Below are 18,232 nucleotides of genomic sequence, written 5' to 3' on the forward strand. Positions count from 1 at the left end.
TTGAAAGGAGAACAAATGAAGAAATATTATACAATTGTGGGTATTGTAAGTATTATTCTCGTGGCGATATTACTTATAACTTGTCCGAAAGAATCAGATTTTAAATTGTATTTAGAGGATAAGTATGCATTGAAATGTGACGAGAGTAGCTTTGAATGCACGCAAAATGTAGATGAAAAAAAAGAGAAATTACAGTTTGAAAGTATTGATGCACGAAATGGTGTTTTCTTTATGACTGTAAAGCAAACGTATAAAACAGAAGCTGGTGTTACGAAAGAATATAGCGGAGTAGGTATATTCGGTACATTTCTTTTTGTTTCAGAGAAGACTTTCTAGTAATAGAAGGTCTTTTTTTTATGCTTATGTTCATATAGATGAAGTAAGACAAGCATAGGAGGGGTATTGATGAAGAAGGGATGTATCGTTTGTGGTGGTGAGGAGTTTTTTTCTTCAACATTATATGCACGTACGAAACAAGATTGGGCATATGCGCCAAACATGTACCGATTTGAAAAGGTGTTTATTGAGCATAGAGATGAAGAAAATTATCCGGTTTTTCAAGAAATTACAGCGAAGCATTGTTGTGGATGCGGTCATATCATGTTGTATCATGAATGAACACACCAAGTATAACTTGGTGTGTTTTTTTTTAAAACGCTGATAAAGCAAGCGGATATAGTAGAGTGAATAAAACAGAAAAACTGCCAAAACCAATTGCGGTATATCCAAGTGTTCTTGCCCCAAAATTGACAGCTAATAAGCCAACTAAAATAGCAAGGGAGCCGAGTGTAACAGGATAAAAAGCAATGGAGAATAACGAAAGAAATAATGCGACATAGCCGATCATTGCACCGGTATTTGTACCTTCAATTTCATTTGCAATTTCTTTGCGCTCATGTCTAATCGGAATACCAGCTGGAGATATTTCAGCTGCATACTCTTCGTTTTTTTCACCACTTTTAAAATGATGATTTCTCTTTCTTCGCATGTACATCCCTCTCTTTCAATTGGGTGTATCTATAGTATCTTTCATAAGGAACAGAACATGAGTATGAGTTAAACCCAAGTAAAGCAAAAATTGGAGAAAATAGATTTCGTTGTTATCCTGTTCATCTCCTTATGAAGATAAAGTGAAACTTTAATCAGTGGGGGTTTTGTCCATCCCCCACTGATTATTAGCCCTCACCAATCGGGCTTTTACGGGCAGTTATCTCCCACCTAACTTCCTCGCATTCGCCGAATTCTACTGCCCGTTAATGCGGGATAAACAGGAATTTTGGAAAATGATGTAGAATGAAATGAATGATAATAACTGAAGGTAGGGGAATGTATGACGAGGTTTAATTGGCATGAATCGGCGGAGAAAAAATGGGATAACAATGCAGAGTTTTGGAATCAAAATAGTCAAGAAATGTGGGATAGCGGGAGCAGGAGTACAATCATTCCATTTTTTGAGCAGTACGTGGAAAAGGAAGTACAAGTGCTAGATGTTGGCTGTGGTGATGGGTATGGTACATATAAATTAAGTCTTACTGGGTACAAAGCGGTTGGGGTGGACTTATCGGAAGTTATGATTCAAAAGGGTAAGGAACGCGGAGAAGGCCCAAACTTATCTTTTATAAAAGGTGATCTTTCTTCATTACCATTTGAAAATGAGAAATTTGAAGCAATTATGGCAATTAATTCTTTAGAATGGACCGAGGAGCCATTGCGAGCATTAAATGAAATAAAGCGTGTTTTAAAGAAAAATGGATACGCATGTATTGCAATTTTAGGACCGACAGCAAAACCGAGAGAGAATAGTTATCCGCGTCTATACGGCAAAGATGTTGTTTGCAATACGATGATGCCTTGGGAATTTGAACAGTTAGCAAAAGAACAAGGATTTGAAGTTGTAGATGGCACCGGCGTATATAAGCGCGGAGTAAATGAGAAGATGTTAGGTCAACTACCTACAGAGTTACAACAATCGTTAACGTTCTTATGGGTATTTATGTTAAAAAACGTATAACGAAATCAAAAAATTTTTAGGAGGTAAAAAAGTGCAGAAAATACAAAAAACTGATACAATATCATCAGAACCAATTAAAGGGGGACTAGGGTATATGACAACTACTACAACAGTTAAATCCGATATTGAAATCGCACAAGAAGCAAGTATGAAGAAGATTCAAGAAATTGCAGCTAATTTAAATATTTTAGAAGAAGAACTAGAGCCATACGGACATTATAAAGGCAAGTTATCTCTTGATATTTTTAAGCGTTTACAAGATGAGAAAGACGGTAAAGTTGTTTTAGTAACAGCGATTAACCCAACTCCAGCAGGAGAAGGTAAATCAACAGTAACAGTTGGTTTAGGTCAAGCTTTTAATAAAATTGGTAAGAAAACAGTAATTGCACTTCGCGAACCATCTCTTGGACCAACAATGGGATTAAAAGGCGGAGCAGCAGGTGGCGGTTATTCTCAAGTAGTACCAATGGAAGATATTAACCTTCACTTTACTGGAGATATTCATGCGATTACAACTGCCAATAACGCATTAGCGGCGTTCATTGATAATCATATCCAACAAGGAAACACACTTGGAATTGATACGCGTAAAATCGTTTGGAAACGCTGTGTTGACTTAAATGATCGTGCCCTTCGTAACGTAGTAATTGGCCTTGGTGGACCGGTTCAAGGTGTGCCACGTGAAGACGGTTTTGATATTACAGTAGCATCTGAAATTATGGCCGTATTCTGCCTTGCAACAGATATTCAAGATTTAAAAGCTCGTCTATCTCGCATTGTTGTCGCTTATAATTTTTCAAATCAACCTGTAACAGTTAAAGATTTAGGCGTAGAAGGTGCGTTAACACTTCTATTAAAAGATGCATTAAAACCGAACTTAGTACAAACATTAGAAAATACACCAGCTATCATTCATGGCGGACCATTTGCGAATATCGCTCACGGTTGTAACAGTGTTATCGCTACGACGATGGCAGCAAAATTAGGTGATTATGTTATTACAGAAGCTGGATTCGGTGCAGATTTAGGTGCTGAGAAGTTTTTAGACATTAAAGCACGTGCAGCTGGTATTAAACCAGAAGCGGTAGTTATTGTTGCGACTATTCGTGCGCTTAAAATGCACGGTGGCGTGGCGAAAGATCAATTAAAAGAAGAAAATGTAGATGCGTTAGCAAAAGGAATGGAAAACTTACAGAAGCATGTTGAAACAATTCAAAGCTTCGGTGTTCCATTCGTAATTGCCATTAACAAATTCATTACTGATACAGATGCAGAAGTTACATACTTACAAGAATGGTGCAATGAGCGTGGCTATGCAGTATCCTTAACAGAAGTTTGGGAGAAAGGTGGCCAAGGCGGAGTTGACCTTGCTGAGAAAGTGTTAAAAGAAATTGAAAAAGATGAAAACAACTACGCACCACTTTATGAATTAGAATTACCATTAGAAGAAAAGATTCGTACAATTGCTCAAAAAGTGTACGGCGCAAAAGATATTGAATTTGCTCCGAAAGCACGTAAGCAACTAGCTCAATATGAAGGGGAAGGTTGGAGTAACCTACCAATTTGTATGGCGAAAACACAATACTCTCTTTCTGATGATGCAACAAAATTAGGTCGCCCATCTGACTTTATCGTTACAATTCGTGAATTGAAACCATCTATCGGTGCAGGGTTTATCGTTGCGTTAACAGGAACAATGTTAACAATGCCTGGTCTTCCTAAACAGCCAGCTGCGCTTCAAATGGATGTAAATGAAGATGGAAAAGCAGTAGGTTTATTCTAAAAGGTTGTAATTCATCTCGTTTATCTGTAAACTATATATACATCAAGTGGCGCCTTTCCATAGAAAGGCGCCTGTTTTTTGGAGGAAATTATGTTTGATCCAACTGCTTTTGAAAATTTAAAGGTAATTGTGGAAGGAGCTGTCTATGATTTCGATTTACACGGTGATATTCTCGTAACAGATCGAAAAGATGTGATGGATCTTGCTTCATTAAGTCGTATGTATAGTATTTCATTTCAACTAACAGAAACATTTAAAACGCTGGTAGAGGCGACATTTTCACTATCTGTTGATGCGAAGAATTTATCAGGTGAAATATTAGAAGTACCTCAGTTTATACCAGGTTGTGAAATGAAGTTAGCGTTCTCGTTCGAAATGGAACAGCCAGAGATAGGATGTCAAGAAATTGAAGCTTTATTGCAATCTATTTGGGGAAAAGAGCGAATGATTACACAGAAAATTTCATACGAATATAATAAGCAAGCGATTTCATATCATAATAAGGTAGAGGTTCTATTTCAAAAAGCGATTACAGAAGACCATGTTGATGATTTAATAGCTGTTATTTCACACATGATAGAAACGGTGCGAACAATACAACATTTTCTTCAAAAATAGAGATAAAGGAGAAAAACAAATGATAAAAGATATGCAACCATTTTTACAACAAGCTTGGGAAAAGGCTGGTTTTAAAGAGTTTACTGAAATTCAAAAACAAGCGATTCCAACTATTTTAGAAGGACAAGACGTTATAGCTGAATCTCCAACTGGAACAGGAAAAACATTAGCGTACTTATTACCACTTTTACATAAAATTAATCCTGAAATTAAACAACCTCAAGTTGTAATTTTAGCGCCAACTCGTGAACTTGTTATGCAAATTCATGAAGAGGTTCAAAAGTTTACAGCAGGAACTGATATTTCAGGTGCGTCTTTAATTGGTGGTGCGGATATTAAGCGCCAAGTTGAAAAATTAAAGAAACACCCAAGAGTTATTGTCGGTTCACCAGGACGTATTTTAGAATTGATTCGTATGAAAAAATTAAAGATGCATGAAGTGAAAACGATTGTATTTGATGAGTTTGATCAAATTGTAAAACAAAAGATGATGGGTGCTGTACTTGATGTAATTAAATCAACGATGCGTGATCGTCAATTAGTATTCTGCTCGGCGACAATAACAAAAGCTGCAGAAGATGCGGCACGTGATTTGACAGTTGAACCACAATTAGTACGTGTAACACGCTCAGAGGCACAGAGCCTAGTTGAACATACGTATATCGTTTGTGAACGTCGTGAAAAAAATGATTATATTAGAAGAGTTATGCATATGGGAAATGTAAAAGCAGTTGCCTTCTTAAATGATCCATTCCGTTTAGATGAAATTACTCAAAAACTAAAATTCCGTAAAATGAAAGCAGCAGCACTTCATGCAGAGGCAAGCAAACAAGAGCGTGAAGTAACGATGCGCGCTTTCCGCAGCGGGAAATTAGAGATTCTACTTGCTACTGATATTGCAGCACGTGGATTAGATATCGATGATTTAACACACGTAATTCACTTAGAATTACCAGATACAGTAGACCAATATATTCACCGCTCTGGACGTACAGGACGTATGGGTAAAGAAGGAACAGTCGTTTCTCTTGTAACAGAACAAGAAGAGCGTAAATTACTTCAATTTGCGAAAAAATTAGGTATCGTGTTTACGAAACAAGAAATGTTCAAAGGAACATTTGTAGAATCGAAACCACCAGCACCAAAGAAAAAGAAACCAGCTTTTACTGGTAAGAAAAAGCCTAGATAAATGAATGGAAAGACGTAACTATGCGTAGTTACGTCTTTTTTTTGTGGAATAATAGATGAAATTTTATTAACGATGATTAAAATTTCATCTATCGTAACTTTAAAAATATTAACGATTCTACAGGGAATATTGATAAAGGTGTAGCATTTCTAGTTTAGTTTGTACAAGGAAGTAACATAAAAAAAGTCGAATATTAACATGATACGAAATAATAAAAAGAAGGTACATGTATGGCTAGGAAATTAGGAATGTTTTTAAATACGAAACATATTGAAGTAAACGAAGGAATAAGAAAGGCGAGAGAATGGGATTTAGAATATATTCAACTATATGCTATGAATGAGAATTTCAATTTAGCTAATATTTCAAAGTTAGAATGGATTACTTTAAAGGATAGCTTATCTTTTAATGGGATTAAAGTCCCATCATTAGCGATTAATTTTGGAGAAAACGGAATTGTAGGAATGGAAGTTGACAGTGCAATAGAACGGTTTAAATATATTACTGACAGAGGGTTAGAGTTGGGAGCAAGGATAATAACAGCTCATATTGAGGGAATTCCAAATGATGAAAAAAGTGAGTACTATAATAAAATGGAACAAATCTGTTACGAAATAGGGAATTTAGCATTCAAATTCGGGGGAGTCTTCGCTATTGAGACGGGATCTGAAAAAGCAATAGTGTTAAAAAGATTTTTAGAAACTACAAACTCAAAAGGACTAGCTGTTAACTTTGACCCAGCAAATTTAATAAGTGATGTAAATAAAAATCCGATAGAAAGTTTATTGCTATTAAAAAATTATATAGTACAAACGCATATTAAAGATTGTAAAGAATTGAAAAGCGATAGTTCAAGTAAGTATATAGAAGTCGCAGCAGGAAATGGTGAAGTAGATTTCGACTTGTTTTTTCATACATTAGATAACATCGGTTTTGATGGATATAACATGATTGAAAGAAATGATTATTTTGACGAACGTGAAGGAATGATCCAGTCGATAAATTTCATAAAGAAGTACATATAAATGAAAAAGGAATAACAATAGTAATTGTAGAAAGCTACATAGAATATAAAAACCATTAGGGGGAAATGAAATGATTCATAAAGTCGGACAAATTATGTTATATGTAAATAATCAAGATGAGGCATTAAATTTTTGGACAGAAAAAGTAGGGTTTCATGTAATCGCAGAGGAAGATAACAATCAAGGAATGAGATGGATTGAAATCGCTCCAACTAATGATGCTGAGACGAGTATCATATTACATAATAAAGAGGTTATCTCCAAAATGAGCCCAGAATTGAATCTTGGTACACCGTCTTTAATGTTCTTCTCAGAAAATCTGGAACAACTATATACAGATTTAACAAATAAAAATGTTACAGTTGGCGAAATGGTAACAATGCCTTCGGGTAAAGTGTTTAACTTTGCTGATAGTGAAGGGAATTATTTTGCGGTTATGGAAAAGAACAAATAATGATATTGTTATGTCAAAATCCCCCTCATATATAATGAGGGGGATTAAATGTTTGAAGTGGATTTTTCATTAGAGAGTTGTTTGATAAAAAATGTCCCTTTTTCAATAGCTGTCTCAATATAACCAACGATTTGATCAAATGTAAACACCTGTAGGTCTTCATACAAATGTTGCTCGGGGTACAGCATATCTTCAAAAATATATTGCCGAAAAGCTAAAGCATTCTCTCTAGAAATCTCCTCGATATTTACAATGTTAGCCTCTTGATTAAGTAGGGCGAAGAGCTGTTGTTCTTTATCGTAATGATGCAACAATTGTGCGTTCAATAATTTAAAATCGTTATAGTACATAGGCACGATAGTTTCGTCGTTCTCAATTCTGTTTTTTAGCCAAGGTAGAAAAAATCCACTTAGCCAATTATCATCGGCAATGAGGTGGGTATAATAACCTAAAATATAAGAGGCATCCATATGATCTTCATATTTATGAATAAATGAATCATAATCTATTCTTCTCGTATAGTTTTTCGTTGTACCAGCGTAAAAATGTGAAGTTCCTTTTTCTTCTTTTGAATGAACAGCATCAGGAGCTACACCACCAAGTAAGAAAGAGGTTTTATCTTGAATAGAAAGTTTCTCAGCAATACCGTTAGCGATAATGATATGCATAATTCGTGATCCCATGAATAACACCTCTATTTCATGTATTCATTTTAGGGAGCTGTCTGAACGTGTAGTATTACTTTCCCTGTACTTTGTCTACTTTCGACCCATTCATGTGCTTTCCCTGCATCTTGAAGAGGAAAAGATTTCGTAGTTTTAATTTGTAAACTTCCATCGCGTAAATAACGGAAAACTTGATTAGCAGTTTCTTGAAGCAATTCAGGACGTTTTTTTCGTGTAGTGCCAAAGCTGAAGCCGAGTATAGAACGGCAACTTGCGTGTAAATCTTTCGTTTGAAAACTACCAACTTCTCCGCTAGCATTGCCGAAATGGACGAGACGACCGTAATAAGCAAGGCAGTCTAAACTTCTTTCGGACACAGTACCAGAAATAGAATCTAAAACAATATTAACGCCTTCTCCGTTTGTAAGCTGACCTACCCTCTCTACAAAATCGTCATCTTGATGACAAATAACATAATCAGCGCCAGCATCTAAAGCAATTTTTCTTTTTGCTTCACTTCCGACAGTCCCGATTACTTTTTTAGCCCCTAATAATTTTGCGAGTTGAATCGCAGTAGTACCAATTCCTCCAGCAGCGGCATGAATTAGAACAGATTCACCTTGCTGAAGTCTTGCAACATTTGCAAGTAAATTGTAGCTTGTAAAAGATACGATAGGGCAGGCAGCTGCAGTTTGGAAATCAACTTCATCAGGTAATACAAAAGTAAGATTTTCGTTCGCGACAACATATTCAGCGTAAGAGCCATTTTGAGGAAAAGTAATGACACGCTGGCCAGGATAAATATTTTTCACATGAGAACCTACGTGTTCTACAATACCAGCTGCATCTATCCCTGGAATAAAAGGTAAGGCTTTGTTTCCTTTTTTGCCATAACGTGATTTAATATCGGCGAAATTAACACTAGTAGCAACAACGCGAATTAAAACTTGATTATCTGAAAATGTAGGAATATCCATGTCCGTATATTTCAACACTTCAGGACCACCGAATGAAGTTACAACGATAGCTTTCATATACATCCTCCTAAATTTGAATATATATATTATTTTAAATCTTCATTAGGAATTGGGAAATTATATAATTGTTATGCAGGGTTATAAGTGAAGCTTATGAAGCCATTGCATCCTTATATTAATTTATTTGAAAAATCTTTGAAAGAAATCGAACGAAATATCGTTTGCTTGCCAATATATAGTGTAGGACAAAGGAGGGATGGTATATGAAGGATGAAACAGTATACACAGAACTAATCCAATTAACTTTATCAGGCAATAAAGAAGCGTATAGTGAGTTGTATGATAAAACGATTCAAGAAGTATATAAGACAGCACATTTTTTAATAGAGGATAAAGCAGATATAGATGATGTCGTTCAGGAAATATACATACAGCTATATGAATCGCTTCGTAAATATGATAGTGAGAAGCCATTTCGTCCATGGTTAATTGGACTTGCGATTAAACAAATTCATTCTTATAGAAGAAAGAGGTGGATGCGACTGCGAATTGTAAAAAAAGCAGAAGAGCAAAGAAAACCAGTACAAATTGATTTTTCTAGCGATGTTGTAAGTAAAATATCAAACCAAAAATTAATTGAACTCATTCATAAATTACCATATAAATTGAAACAAGTTATTATCTTAAGATACTTACATGATTACTCACAAGAAGAAGTAGCACATATATTACATACTCCAATCGGTACCGTGAAGTCCAGAATTCATGCAGCACTAAAGAAACTACGTCAAAAAGAGCAAGTAGAAGAAATCTTTTTAGGAGAGGTAGGGAATGTGAAATGAGTTTAGATTGTAGAGTTAGGGAATCCATACAAGAAGAAGCGAAAGGGATTATAGCCCCGCCAGAGTTAAAAGAAAAAGTAATCGTTCAAATTAAAATGAAGAACGGTGGAAGTAAAAGGAAGAAGCGCCTTATCGCAGGAGTGCTTGCAGCCGCATTTTTAATTCCGACAACTGGTTTTGCTTATCAATCTATTATGGCAGATGGTATATACGGGTCGTTTGAAAATTTAAAGAAGCATGCCGGAGCTATAACATTAGAAGGATACATACGTTTTAATGCAAAGTTATCTCAAGCGAAAGATGAAATAGGTGCAAAAGAATATGAAGAGTTTACAAAAGAACTAAAGAAATTAACGAATGCAAAGCTTGAGTACGGGGATTCGAATGGTAATATTGATTATGATCAATTATCGCCAGCTAAAAAAGAGGGATTAAAAAAGGTAGAAATGGAGCTTCAGCCGTATTTTGATAAATTAAATGGCCATAAATCTAGTAAAGAAGTATTAACTCCTGAAGAGTATGAACAATATATGGAAGCATTAATGGCATATCAAACCGTGTTAGTAAAAACGAAATCGAGTGGTGGGATAACAGTAGAAGAAGTACCTGAAGCGTATAAAGAAAGGTTTATTAAAGCAGAACAGTTTATGGAGTATGTAGATGAAAAGGTGAGCTTTTCTTATTGAAACGTAAATATATTAACCACCTATTCCTTTTGCTAGCAATAAGAAATATACAAATACTAGTATTACTCCATTTAATGCCGTACCAACTATTTTAAATAGCCAATTCTTTGATGCGATCGCAAAAATAATACCGAGTAATGAAAGCATACTTAGAAGCACAATAATTAATGTTAAATTCGCATTAGGTCCTCTTAAAACAAAGAAAGAACATATACTTGCGATAAACGTTAGAAACGAGAAAGTCCCTAATTTCATAATAAGTCTCCCTTGTTTGAAATGTATTTTGATTTAGTGCACGACTTTCTTTAGTTTAACATAAATTTCCTATTATCAATTAAATATATGAACAATAAAAAACGAGTATAAAATCTATGCGATTTCATACTCGTTTTGTTATTACTTAAATTTCCTTACCGCATGTATAGCAACTCTTACAAGGAGTATTGCACTTATAAATAAACCACCATAACCAACGACACTTAAAAATTGAACATTAGGCTCTTTTGCATACAAGTCAGGGGCAGAATTAACTTGATTTGCTTAATAAAGTGAAAGTGGGAAATCACTTAGTTATATTCCTTACTATTCTCCTTGTCTTTTTGTATAAAACAATCTAATAGTGAATAACCAGCTATTAAACTAATAATGGTAACGAAAGTTGTATTCACAAGAATAATATTAGTTAAATAAGGTAGGTATTCGCCAAGTGGTGAAAAGAGTAGAGCTGGAGAAAAGGAAATGAATAGTGTAGGCAACGTAATAGCGATAAATTTATCCAGCTGAAAGTTCCAGTTTTGTTTGCTCGTTTCGCGATTAATTGATTGTAGGAATCGTAATAAAATGCCGACTAAAAGAGGGAAGAGTGTAAAGTAGAATAACCTTGGATAAAGGTTAAAGTTCACTTGCGCATCTGTATCTAAATAAAATTGAATTTTTACTCCGACAAATAATAATAAGACGATAAATAATGTAAAGCAGAGGTATAGCATCACTTTTTGCATTGCATTCCACCATCCTTTACTAAAAATATATTCAAAGAAAGAAGAGATATACAATAACTACTGTTGTATATCTCTTTTTTTGCCGTTATTTAATAGTGGAATTTGTTTTTTCTTGCTTTGTGAAATAATCAATAATGCCCATGGCGCTAATTTCTATATCTAGATGTAAAATGTTATAAACGGAATGATTTGATGGGACGTTTAATTTTGTAAGGTGAGAAGAGATTTTATCCATTAATAAAGTTTGTAATGCTTTGGTTGCCTCATCGAAATCATTACATTTTTCAAAGACATCTTTACCAGTATGAACGAAAATGGGTAACCAATGTTCAAGTTGGCTATATACTTCTGTAACATTGGCAGATGCGCCGTAATGACCGAAATAAATAGTATCTACATTCATACTTTGAATGTGATTTTTAGAGGCAATCATCGCATCTGGCTGGAATTGTGAAGGGGACGTTGATGGTAGATATAATTCTACACCAAGATCAGCTAGCTCCCTATAATAAATTCCAATCGTATCACCAGTGAAAATGCCGTTTGTTTTTGAATCGTGAATGCTAATATGGTGCTTCGCATGTCCCGGTGTATCATAAAATGTAAGTGTACGGTCTTCTGCAATTTTTAATGTATCACCATTTTGTACAATGTGAACACGTTCTTCTTCAATTGGAAGAATTGGATCAAAGAGTGTATCAAAATCTTCTTTGTACACAGCTTTTGCGCCAAGAATTAGTTTTGTGGGGTCAATCATATGACGTGCCCCGCGCGGATGCACAAATAGAGTAGCATTTGGGCACTTTTCCATCATTAACCCTGCTGCGCCTGCGTGATCTAAATGAACATGTGTAACGATAATGTTTTTTACATCATTTAAATTAATATGTAATTGCTGTAAGCCGTCTAAAATATAGGGAAGAGAAGGGGCCGCACAAGTTTCAATTAAAGTAATATCGTCACCTAATAAAACGTATGTACCTGTGCGTTCATCATGTTGTAAGTCATAATCATCAATAAGATATAGATGAGAAGATAGTTGTTCTACTTTTTTCATACTTACCACTCCTTATATACTTGCATGTTTTTTATTATACGCTAAAAAAGAAAAAGGCAGAAAACGAAAATTTCGTCTTCTGCCTTTATGTAATGTTGTTATTTAGTTTGTTCTTTATTGATAAACATAACGAACAGTCCAACAATGCCGCCAACTAAGGGAAGAATAATCTCTCCTGCTAAATTAAAGTAGGAACTTAGGAATAAGCCATTTACATCAATTACCCAACCAGTAACATACAATAACATCATATATAGTACGAAATAAAACTCACGATTTGAAATCATTTCACGTTGTGCAGTTTTCATAATCAACACCATCCTTTTCTTTTATAATGGAATTGAAAATGTCACAATTTATAATGCAAACTGTCACATTTTGTTCACAATTCAATTGTAAAACTTTCCATCATTAAAGTCTAGTAATTTGTGTCGAATTTTTGAACAAAAATAAAGCGCTATCATTTTAATGTGTAAGTATTGTAATAAGAGCCGTATATTCACTAATGTAGTATAGTATAAACATAGAATGATAGTGAAGAGAGGGGTAGGAACAATGACAGTTTATGATTTTTCAGCTAAAACAATAACAGGAGAAGAAAAATCGTTAAAAGATTACGAAGGAAAAGTACTTCTCATTGTAAATGTAGCTAGTAAATGTGGATTTACACCTCAATATAAAGGGTTACAGGAAGTATATGATAAATATCAAGAACAAGGACTAGAAATACTCGGTTTCCCTTGTAATCAATTCGGGGGACAAGAACCTGGTACAGAAACGGATATTACAAGTTTTTGTGAATTGAACTACGGTGTAAACTTCCCGATGTTTGCAAAGATTGGTGTGAAAGGTGATAAGGCTCATCCTCTTTATGCATACATGACAGAACAAGCACCAGGTTTACTTGGTATGAAAGCTGTGAAATGGAACTTTACTAAGTTTTTAATTGGAAAAGACGGGAAAGTAGTAGGGCGTTTTGCACCGCAAACGAAGCCGGTGGATTTAGAGGTTGAGATTGAGAAGCTGCTTGGGGAATAATTAGGAGTTAGCTATCTTTTATTATGTTTATTAAATAACACCTCAAAGAACAAAGTAGTTCTTTGAGGTGTTTTCTTTAAACTCACATTATCAAGATTAAATCACTGTATCGAAGTCATTTGATTTAGGCAGAGAAGTTGCTTTTTTCATAAGCACTTCCCATAAGTGTACGGATTTCTTCCATTCGGCTGCGGCCTGTCCCTTTTGATACATAGCGTTCTCATAACTGAAAGTAAGTTGTTGCATATCGGCCGAGTTGTAAAGTGTATCGATCTGGAGAGCATACTCTCGGAATGTTTGACTTTCACCCCGTGGTATGCCAATTCTCGCAAATTGTTTTAAAAGTGCACTGTAAGCTTTTTGATAAACAGCATCATCTTTTCGGTATTTATAGAAAAGAATAATAAAAAATGTAATCCATTTCATTCTAGTAGTGAAGAGAATGTATCCGATGATACTAATCGGTATCGTAGAGAGGAATACGTACCACCAAGAAATCCTATTTTTAGAATTTGTAATCTTTTTAGTAGAGGCTTCTTCTGTATTTTCTATTAAACTTTTGAGCTTCGCTTCATTGTTCCGTTGGTGTATTTGCCCACTATTAGAATTAGTTTCTTCGCTATTTTGTGAAGTAGAAGCAGGGGTATTATTTATAAAATTATAGGGATTGGTAAACCCTTTTGTTGGTTCGAATGGAATCCATCCGTATTCTGGAAAATATACTTCGACCCAAGAGTGTGCGTTATTGTTCGCGATTTTATAAACATTCTCACCTTCTGTACCAGCAAGTGTATTCTCAAGAGTTCCTTCTGTATAGCCTTTTACCCAGCGAGCAGGAATCCCGGCAGAACGAAGTAACACGATCATAGACGTCGAAAAATTATTACAGTAGCCGCTTTTTGTATCGAAAAGGAATTGATCTACATAATCTTGGTTTTTGGCAGGGAATAAGACATTCATTGTTTCGTATACAAAAGAATTGTCTGTGAAGTAATTTTCAATAGCTAATACTTTATCATATCGATTGTCTTTATCATTTGTAAGATTGATAGCCAAGTCTTTTACTCGCTGCGGTAATGATTCGGGAAGTTGTGTGTACTTTGTCATGAAATAAGAACTTGTTTCCTGACCTTCATTCGTTTTTACAGCTTTCAAGTTTTCTATGGAAAACTCCGGGATCTCATATGTTACTTTATATGAATTTAAAGTAGTAGAAGAGTCTCCGTGCATCGTATAGATTTTTTCTGAAAATGGGTCAACGCTGTATGATACATCAGAAGAAGCCTCAACTGATACTAATCCTGCTGGATAGGTAAGGTGAGGATAACTTTTTTGCATGGTGATTGTTGCCTCCGTTGCCTCCGTCTTTGTATTTTGTTCGTACCAGCTCACGACGTCGTTTTTATTTTTAAAAGAAACCTTTTTTTGATTTTCAGAAACTTCCCAGCCTTTTCCTGTATAAAAATCTTTTGTTTCTACTCTCCAATATTGTTTGTTTTGTGTTTGTGCTGTGAAAACAATTGTAGGATCCGCCTTAAAAGGACCGCCTAATCGGGAGTCATCTAAACCATACCCAATTTTAGAAACTTCTTGTTCTTTACTTGCTTCGGATGTGTTGAATTTTAAAAAATTCATTGGGTTTGGCCATTGAGGACCAAATTTTGGAGCAAAGTATGCGATGATTGCTGACAATACAATAAATATTGTAAGAGGTCTAAGTAATTTTGAGATTACTCTAGCATAATTTTGTAAGTGTTCCATCTCTTTTATTCGTTCTATGTGAAGAAGACTAAGCATAAAAAAGCCGATGACAACAGTACGAATAATAGCGTAGTTTGCATTGTATAAATGTAAGTTATGAAAAGTTGTGATATAAATAATAGTCAATACAAGAAATAACAATCCACGTTTTTTATGAATCATCCAAAAAGAGATGAAAGCACTCAAAAACCAAAATGATAAAAAAAATAAAAGTGTTGGAAAAACTGGAGAAATATCTAGCAAATTCCCTTGGAAAAACAGGGAGGAATTTCGAGAAATATCAGTAAAAAATTTCGTTAACCAAGATGGATTTATAAAAGTATTTTTATAATACAGAAAATGAATGATGAATAATATCGTGACGATCTTTATTGGAATCTGCCACCTTGTTTGAAAAAAAGAGAGAGTGAAGCAAATTCCTATAAATATTACAAAAATATCTAATCTACCTACGTTTGTAATACCTATAAGGGGTCTTAGCCATTCTAGTAAAAGAAGAAGTGCACATACATGCATGAAGAATCTGCTCATATCCCATTGGTATTTTGTTTGTAATGTTATCATTTGCTCACCTCAAAAAACACGTTTGTATACCGGTTTTCATAAACCGCGTTTACAAATATTTTTCGTTTTTGTAGAGTTTCTAGTATACTGAGTTCTCGCTGTGAGAGTTGATTCGCTTTTTCTTTCACGACAAACACCATTAATTTTCTATTTTTTATAGCAGCACAGTCAGCCGACTTTTGAATATCGGGAGAAAGATCGCTTGTCACGAGTATAATCGTTACGGGCTCATAAATTTTTCTTAATTCCATTTCTACACTCTGGGAGAGCGGGAATACACTGTCTGCTTGTACTTTCGCTAAATGACAAAAGATTTGCTGCAACTGAGTATCTCCATTGTCTAAAGGGAAAATAGTTTGTTCTTTTCCGACGGACACGAATGACGCTGGTGAATTTTGCTTCAAGACAGCCCTCACAATAGAGGCAGTAAACGTTACGACTGATTCGAATAGAGGGGATGTGGTTCTGTCCATGAATATCATGATATTATGGCTGCGCTGTTGTTCAAACTCTTTCGTCATAATATTGTTTGTTCGTGCAGTTGCTTTCCAATCAATCCATGAAAAGCGGTCACCAGGTTTATAGTCTCTGACACCGACAGAGATTGTAGAGTCTTTTGCTAAATTTATATTTGCTGAAAGCGCTCCTTGTTCGAAATGATTTTCCAATTGTCGATACGTTATATCTACGTACTGGGGATAGATTAAAAATGTATCTGGAACTGAAAAAGTTACTTCTTTCTCCATCATACCGAATAGATCGCCAGTTTTGACACGTACGCTTGAAAAAGTGTGCTCTCCTCTAGGGAGTGTGTCAATCACATATTGAAACGAAATATTTCGTTTTAATCCTGGAAAGAGTATTACCTTATTCATCTTTGTTTGTATACAACTTGTAAATTGTGATGGCAGTTCATCTTCTATAACTAAATAAAGTAAGGGAAAAGGAAATTTTCTTTTTATTGTAATAGTGCTTAAAAATTGTTCTCCTGCTACATATTCGTTTTGGTTTGTTATTCGTTTTACTTCAGCATCCCGTAAAGCGTAGAAGGGGAGTAGTAGTGAATAAAGACCAATAGGAATCGTACTGTAAAACAAAAACCAACTTACAAATCCTCCTTGAAGCATAGCGTAAACAAATGTTAAGACTAGGCATAAAGGGATTAGCGATAACTTGGTAACGTGATATAGTGCTCGTAGTAGTCGTTTCATCAAAGGTTCGTCGTCCTTTGAGTTGGCACGGTAGTTCGTGCAACGATTTTGGCGACAACTTGTTCTCCTGTTATTCCTTCAAATCTTGCTTCCATTTTTAGAATGAGTCTGTGTGCTAAAACGTAAGGAGCTAAAAATTTAACATCGTCTGGAATAACATAATTTCTACCATGGATGAATGCATAAGCCTGTGAAGCTTTCATTAAAGCAATTGAGCCGCGTGGACTTGCACCTAGCTGTATAGAACTATAAGAACGAGTCTGATTAACAAGCTTTATAATGTAATGCTTGATTGCTTTGTCCATGCTTACTTCCCGTACGCTTTGTTGTAAATAAAGTAATTCTTTTATTGTAGTAATAGCTTGTAAATGGGAGAGTGGATTTGTTTTTTCCATCCGGTTTAAAATTTCAAATTCTTCTTCTGGTGTAGGATATCCCATTCTTAGCTTCAACAAGAAACGATCGAGCTGAGCTTCTGGTAAAGGGTATGTTCCCTCATATTCGACCGGATTTTGTGTAGCCATTACAAAGAACGGTTTTGGTAACGGTCTTGTAATGCCATCTATTGTGATAGTGCCTTCTTCCATACTTTCAAGTAAGGCAGATTGCGTCTTTGGAGATGTACGATTAATTTCATCAGCAAGTACAAAATTCCCCATAATTGGTCCAGGCTTAAACTCAAATTGGAGCTCTTTTGGATTGTAAATAGAAACACCTGTTACATCTGACGGCAGTAAATCAGGTGTGAATTGAATCCGCTTGTAATCGGCATCAATTGATTTAGAAAGAGCACGTACTAGCATTGTTTTCCCGACACCGGGAACATCTTCTAATAGTACATGACCTTCAGCTAAGAGAGCTGTCAAGACTAAGATCGTTTCTTTTCGTTTTCCGACCATTAATTTTTCAATATTGTTGATTATTTTTTCTACAATGGGATGTAATGAATCAATCTGGGGCATCGTAATCCTCCTAGTTTTATTATCGTTTTCTAATTCATTTAGTGAAAAATAGAATTTAGGTTAAAGAAAAGGAGTTCCTTCATTTTATTGCAGTATGATAGTAATCTAAGAGGTAACTCGTAATGGTATTATATAAGTTCATATTGAGAACTTGTATAAATAGGAAGAAACTTACATGTTAAAAAATCATGGTGAGATACTTTACAATTTCTATGCCCTCAAAGGAAATCCTACTCTTAATTCTAAGAATATTCAGATTATTAATTCAAATTATATCTAGTATAATTGTTTCCGTAACCAAGGGCAATATAGTAAATAATGATTTCTAGTTTAATGTAAAATATGTCTTAATATAAAATAGTATCGCTGAAAAAATAAATTCCTTACA

21 protein-coding genes are annotated in these 18,232 nt (G+C 34.9%); 11 read left to right on the forward strand and 10 right to left on the reverse strand.

The window, feature by feature from the left end; translation table 11 throughout:
* The first annotated feature begins 15 nt into the window (after positions 1 to 15).
* Both NSQ47_RS05055 and NSQ47_RS05060 read left to right on the forward strand, forming a co-directional pair.
* Positions 16 to 336, forward strand: coding sequence for a hypothetical protein (locus NSQ47_RS05055; protein WP_002118741.1), 321 nt, complete (start codon positions 16 to 18; stop codon positions 334 to 336).
* A 69-nt stretch (positions 337 to 405) separates the two neighbouring features.
* Positions 406 to 618, forward strand: coding sequence for a hypothetical protein (locus tag NSQ47_RS05060; protein WP_002012518.1), 213 nt, complete (start codon positions 406 to 408; stop codon positions 616 to 618).
* Positions 619 to 649: 31 nt separating this feature from the next.
* On the opposite strand, the gene NSQ47_RS05065 is transcribed toward NSQ47_RS05060, so the two are convergent.
* Positions 650 to 988 (reverse strand): hypothetical protein, encoded by a 339-nt coding sequence (locus NSQ47_RS05065; protein ID WP_001253195.1) that lies wholly within the window; start codon positions 986 to 988, stop codon positions 650 to 652.
* A 342-nt stretch (positions 989 to 1,330) separates the two neighbouring features.
* Between NSQ47_RS05065 and NSQ47_RS05070 the strand changes: the two genes are divergently transcribed.
* From NSQ47_RS05070 to NSQ47_RS05095, 6 genes are all read left to right on the forward strand, one after another.
* Positions 1,331 to 2,011, forward strand: a complete 681-nt coding sequence (locus tag NSQ47_RS05070; protein ID WP_340823423.1) for a class I SAM-dependent methyltransferase — start codon at positions 1,331 to 1,333, stop codon at positions 2,009 to 2,011.
* Between the two features lie 94 nt (positions 2,012 to 2,105).
* On the forward strand, positions 2,106 to 3,794 hold the full coding sequence (locus NSQ47_RS05075) for a formate--tetrahydrofolate ligase (RefSeq protein WP_340826893.1): 1,689 nt from the start codon (positions 2,106 to 2,108) through the stop codon (positions 3,792 to 3,794).
* Between the two features lie 90 nt (positions 3,795 to 3,884).
* Positions 3,885 to 4,412 carry a hypothetical protein gene (locus tag NSQ47_RS05080; protein WP_002158102.1) on the forward strand — a complete coding sequence of 176 codons (528 nt, stop codon included), beginning with the start codon at positions 3,885 to 3,887 and terminating at the stop codon, positions 4,410 to 4,412.
* Positions 4,413 to 4,431: 19 nt separating this feature from the next.
* Positions 4,432 to 5,601 (forward strand): DEAD/DEAH box helicase, encoded by a 1,170-nt coding sequence (locus NSQ47_RS05085; protein WP_002158100.1) that lies wholly within the window; start codon positions 4,432 to 4,434, stop codon positions 5,599 to 5,601.
* A gap of 230 nt (positions 5,602 to 5,831) precedes the next feature.
* Positions 5,832 to 6,626: a sugar phosphate isomerase/epimerase family protein gene (locus NSQ47_RS05090; RefSeq protein WP_340823425.1), complete on the forward strand. Its 795-nt coding sequence runs from the start codon at positions 5,832 to 5,834 to the stop codon at positions 6,624 to 6,626.
* 70 nt (positions 6,627 to 6,696) lie between these two features.
* Positions 6,697 to 7,080, forward strand: coding sequence for a VOC family protein (locus NSQ47_RS05095; protein WP_070128275.1), 384 nt, complete (start codon positions 6,697 to 6,699; stop codon positions 7,078 to 7,080).
* Positions 7,081 to 7,124: 44 nt separating this feature from the next.
* Here the strand turns inward: NSQ47_RS05095 and NSQ47_RS05100 are convergent, their stop codons facing one another.
* The gene (locus NSQ47_RS05100; protein ID WP_340823431.1) at positions 7,125 to 7,763 is read right to left on the reverse strand and encodes a zinc dependent phospholipase C family protein; all 639 of its coding nucleotides are present in this window, start codon (positions 7,761 to 7,763) and stop codon (positions 7,125 to 7,127) included.
* A 29-nt stretch (positions 7,764 to 7,792) separates the two neighbouring features.
* A complete protein-coding gene (locus NSQ47_RS05105; RefSeq protein WP_340823433.1) occupies positions 7,793 to 8,779 on the reverse strand; it encodes a quinone oxidoreductase family protein in 987 nt (328 codons plus the stop codon).
* Between the two features lie 206 nt (positions 8,780 to 8,985).
* Between NSQ47_RS05105 and NSQ47_RS05110 the strand changes: the two genes are divergently transcribed.
* Together NSQ47_RS05110 and NSQ47_RS05115 are read left to right on the forward strand one after the other, a co-directional pair.
* Positions 8,986 to 9,564 carry a sigma-70 family RNA polymerase sigma factor gene (locus NSQ47_RS05110; protein ID WP_002158094.1) on the forward strand — a complete coding sequence of 193 codons (579 nt, stop codon included), beginning with the start codon at positions 8,986 to 8,988 and terminating at the stop codon, positions 9,562 to 9,564.
* Complete coding sequence (locus NSQ47_RS05115) at positions 9,561 to 10,250, forward strand: DUF3600 domain-containing protein (protein WP_341036282.1); 690 nt, start codon at positions 9,561 to 9,563, stop codon at positions 10,248 to 10,250. The genes NSQ47_RS05110 and NSQ47_RS05115 overlap by 4 nt, the downstream gene beginning before the upstream one ends.
* Positions 10,251 to 10,262: 12 nt before the next feature.
* On the opposite strand, the gene NSQ47_RS05120 is transcribed toward NSQ47_RS05115, so the two are convergent.
* From NSQ47_RS05120 to NSQ47_RS05135, 4 genes are all read right to left on the reverse strand, one after another.
* Positions 10,263 to 10,505: a hypothetical protein gene (locus tag NSQ47_RS05120; RefSeq protein WP_078173750.1), complete on the reverse strand. Its 243-nt coding sequence runs from the start codon at positions 10,503 to 10,505 to the stop codon at positions 10,263 to 10,265.
* Positions 10,506 to 10,816: 311 nt separating this feature from the next.
* On the reverse strand, positions 10,817 to 11,251 hold the full coding sequence (locus NSQ47_RS05125; RefSeq protein ID WP_340823438.1) for a hypothetical protein: 435 nt from the start codon (positions 11,249 to 11,251) through the stop codon (positions 10,817 to 10,819).
* 85 nt (positions 11,252 to 11,336) lie between these two features.
* A complete protein-coding gene (locus NSQ47_RS05130) occupies positions 11,337 to 12,308 on the reverse strand; it encodes an MBL fold metallo-hydrolase (protein ID WP_340823440.1) in 972 nt (323 codons plus the stop codon).
* A 98-nt stretch (positions 12,309 to 12,406) separates the two neighbouring features.
* Entirely contained in the window at positions 12,407 to 12,616 is a 210-nt protein-coding gene (locus NSQ47_RS05135; RefSeq protein ID WP_070128281.1) for a DUF3925 family protein, read from the reverse strand.
* 247 nt (positions 12,617 to 12,863) lie between these two features.
* On the opposite strand from NSQ47_RS05135, the gene bsaA reads away from it, so the two are divergent.
* Positions 12,864 to 13,346: a glutathione peroxidase gene (gene bsaA / locus NSQ47_RS05140; protein ID WP_340823443.1), complete on the forward strand. Its 483-nt coding sequence runs from the start codon at positions 12,864 to 12,866 to the stop codon at positions 13,344 to 13,346.
* Between the two features lie 96 nt (positions 13,347 to 13,442).
* On the opposite strand, the gene NSQ47_RS05145 is transcribed toward bsaA, so the two are convergent.
* The 3 genes from NSQ47_RS05145 to NSQ47_RS05155 are packed head-to-tail and all read right to left on the reverse strand — an operon-like array spanning position 13,443 to position 17,844.
* The gene (locus NSQ47_RS05145) at positions 13,443 to 15,671 is read right to left on the reverse strand and encodes a transglutaminase TgpA family protein (protein ID WP_340823445.1); all 2,229 of its coding nucleotides are present in this window, start codon (positions 15,669 to 15,671) and stop codon (positions 13,443 to 13,445) included.
* The gene (locus NSQ47_RS05150) at positions 15,668 to 16,882 is read right to left on the reverse strand and encodes a DUF58 domain-containing protein (RefSeq protein WP_340823447.1); all 1,215 of its coding nucleotides are present in this window, start codon (positions 16,880 to 16,882) and stop codon (positions 15,668 to 15,670) included. The genes NSQ47_RS05145 and NSQ47_RS05150 overlap by 4 nt, the downstream gene beginning before the upstream one ends.
* Positions 16,882 to 17,844 (reverse strand): AAA family ATPase, encoded by a 963-nt coding sequence (locus NSQ47_RS05155; RefSeq protein ID WP_340823449.1) that lies wholly within the window; start codon positions 17,842 to 17,844, stop codon positions 16,882 to 16,884. Before NSQ47_RS05155 ends, NSQ47_RS05150 begins: the two co-directional genes overlap by 1 nt.
* Between the last annotated feature and the right edge of the window lie 388 nt (positions 17,845 to 18,232).

The sequence above is a fragment of the Bacillus sp. FSL R10-2780 genome (genome assembly GCF_038006125.1).
Taxonomy (GTDB): Bacteria; Bacillota; Bacilli; order Bacillales; family Bacillaceae_G; genus Bacillus_A; species Bacillus_A cereus_U.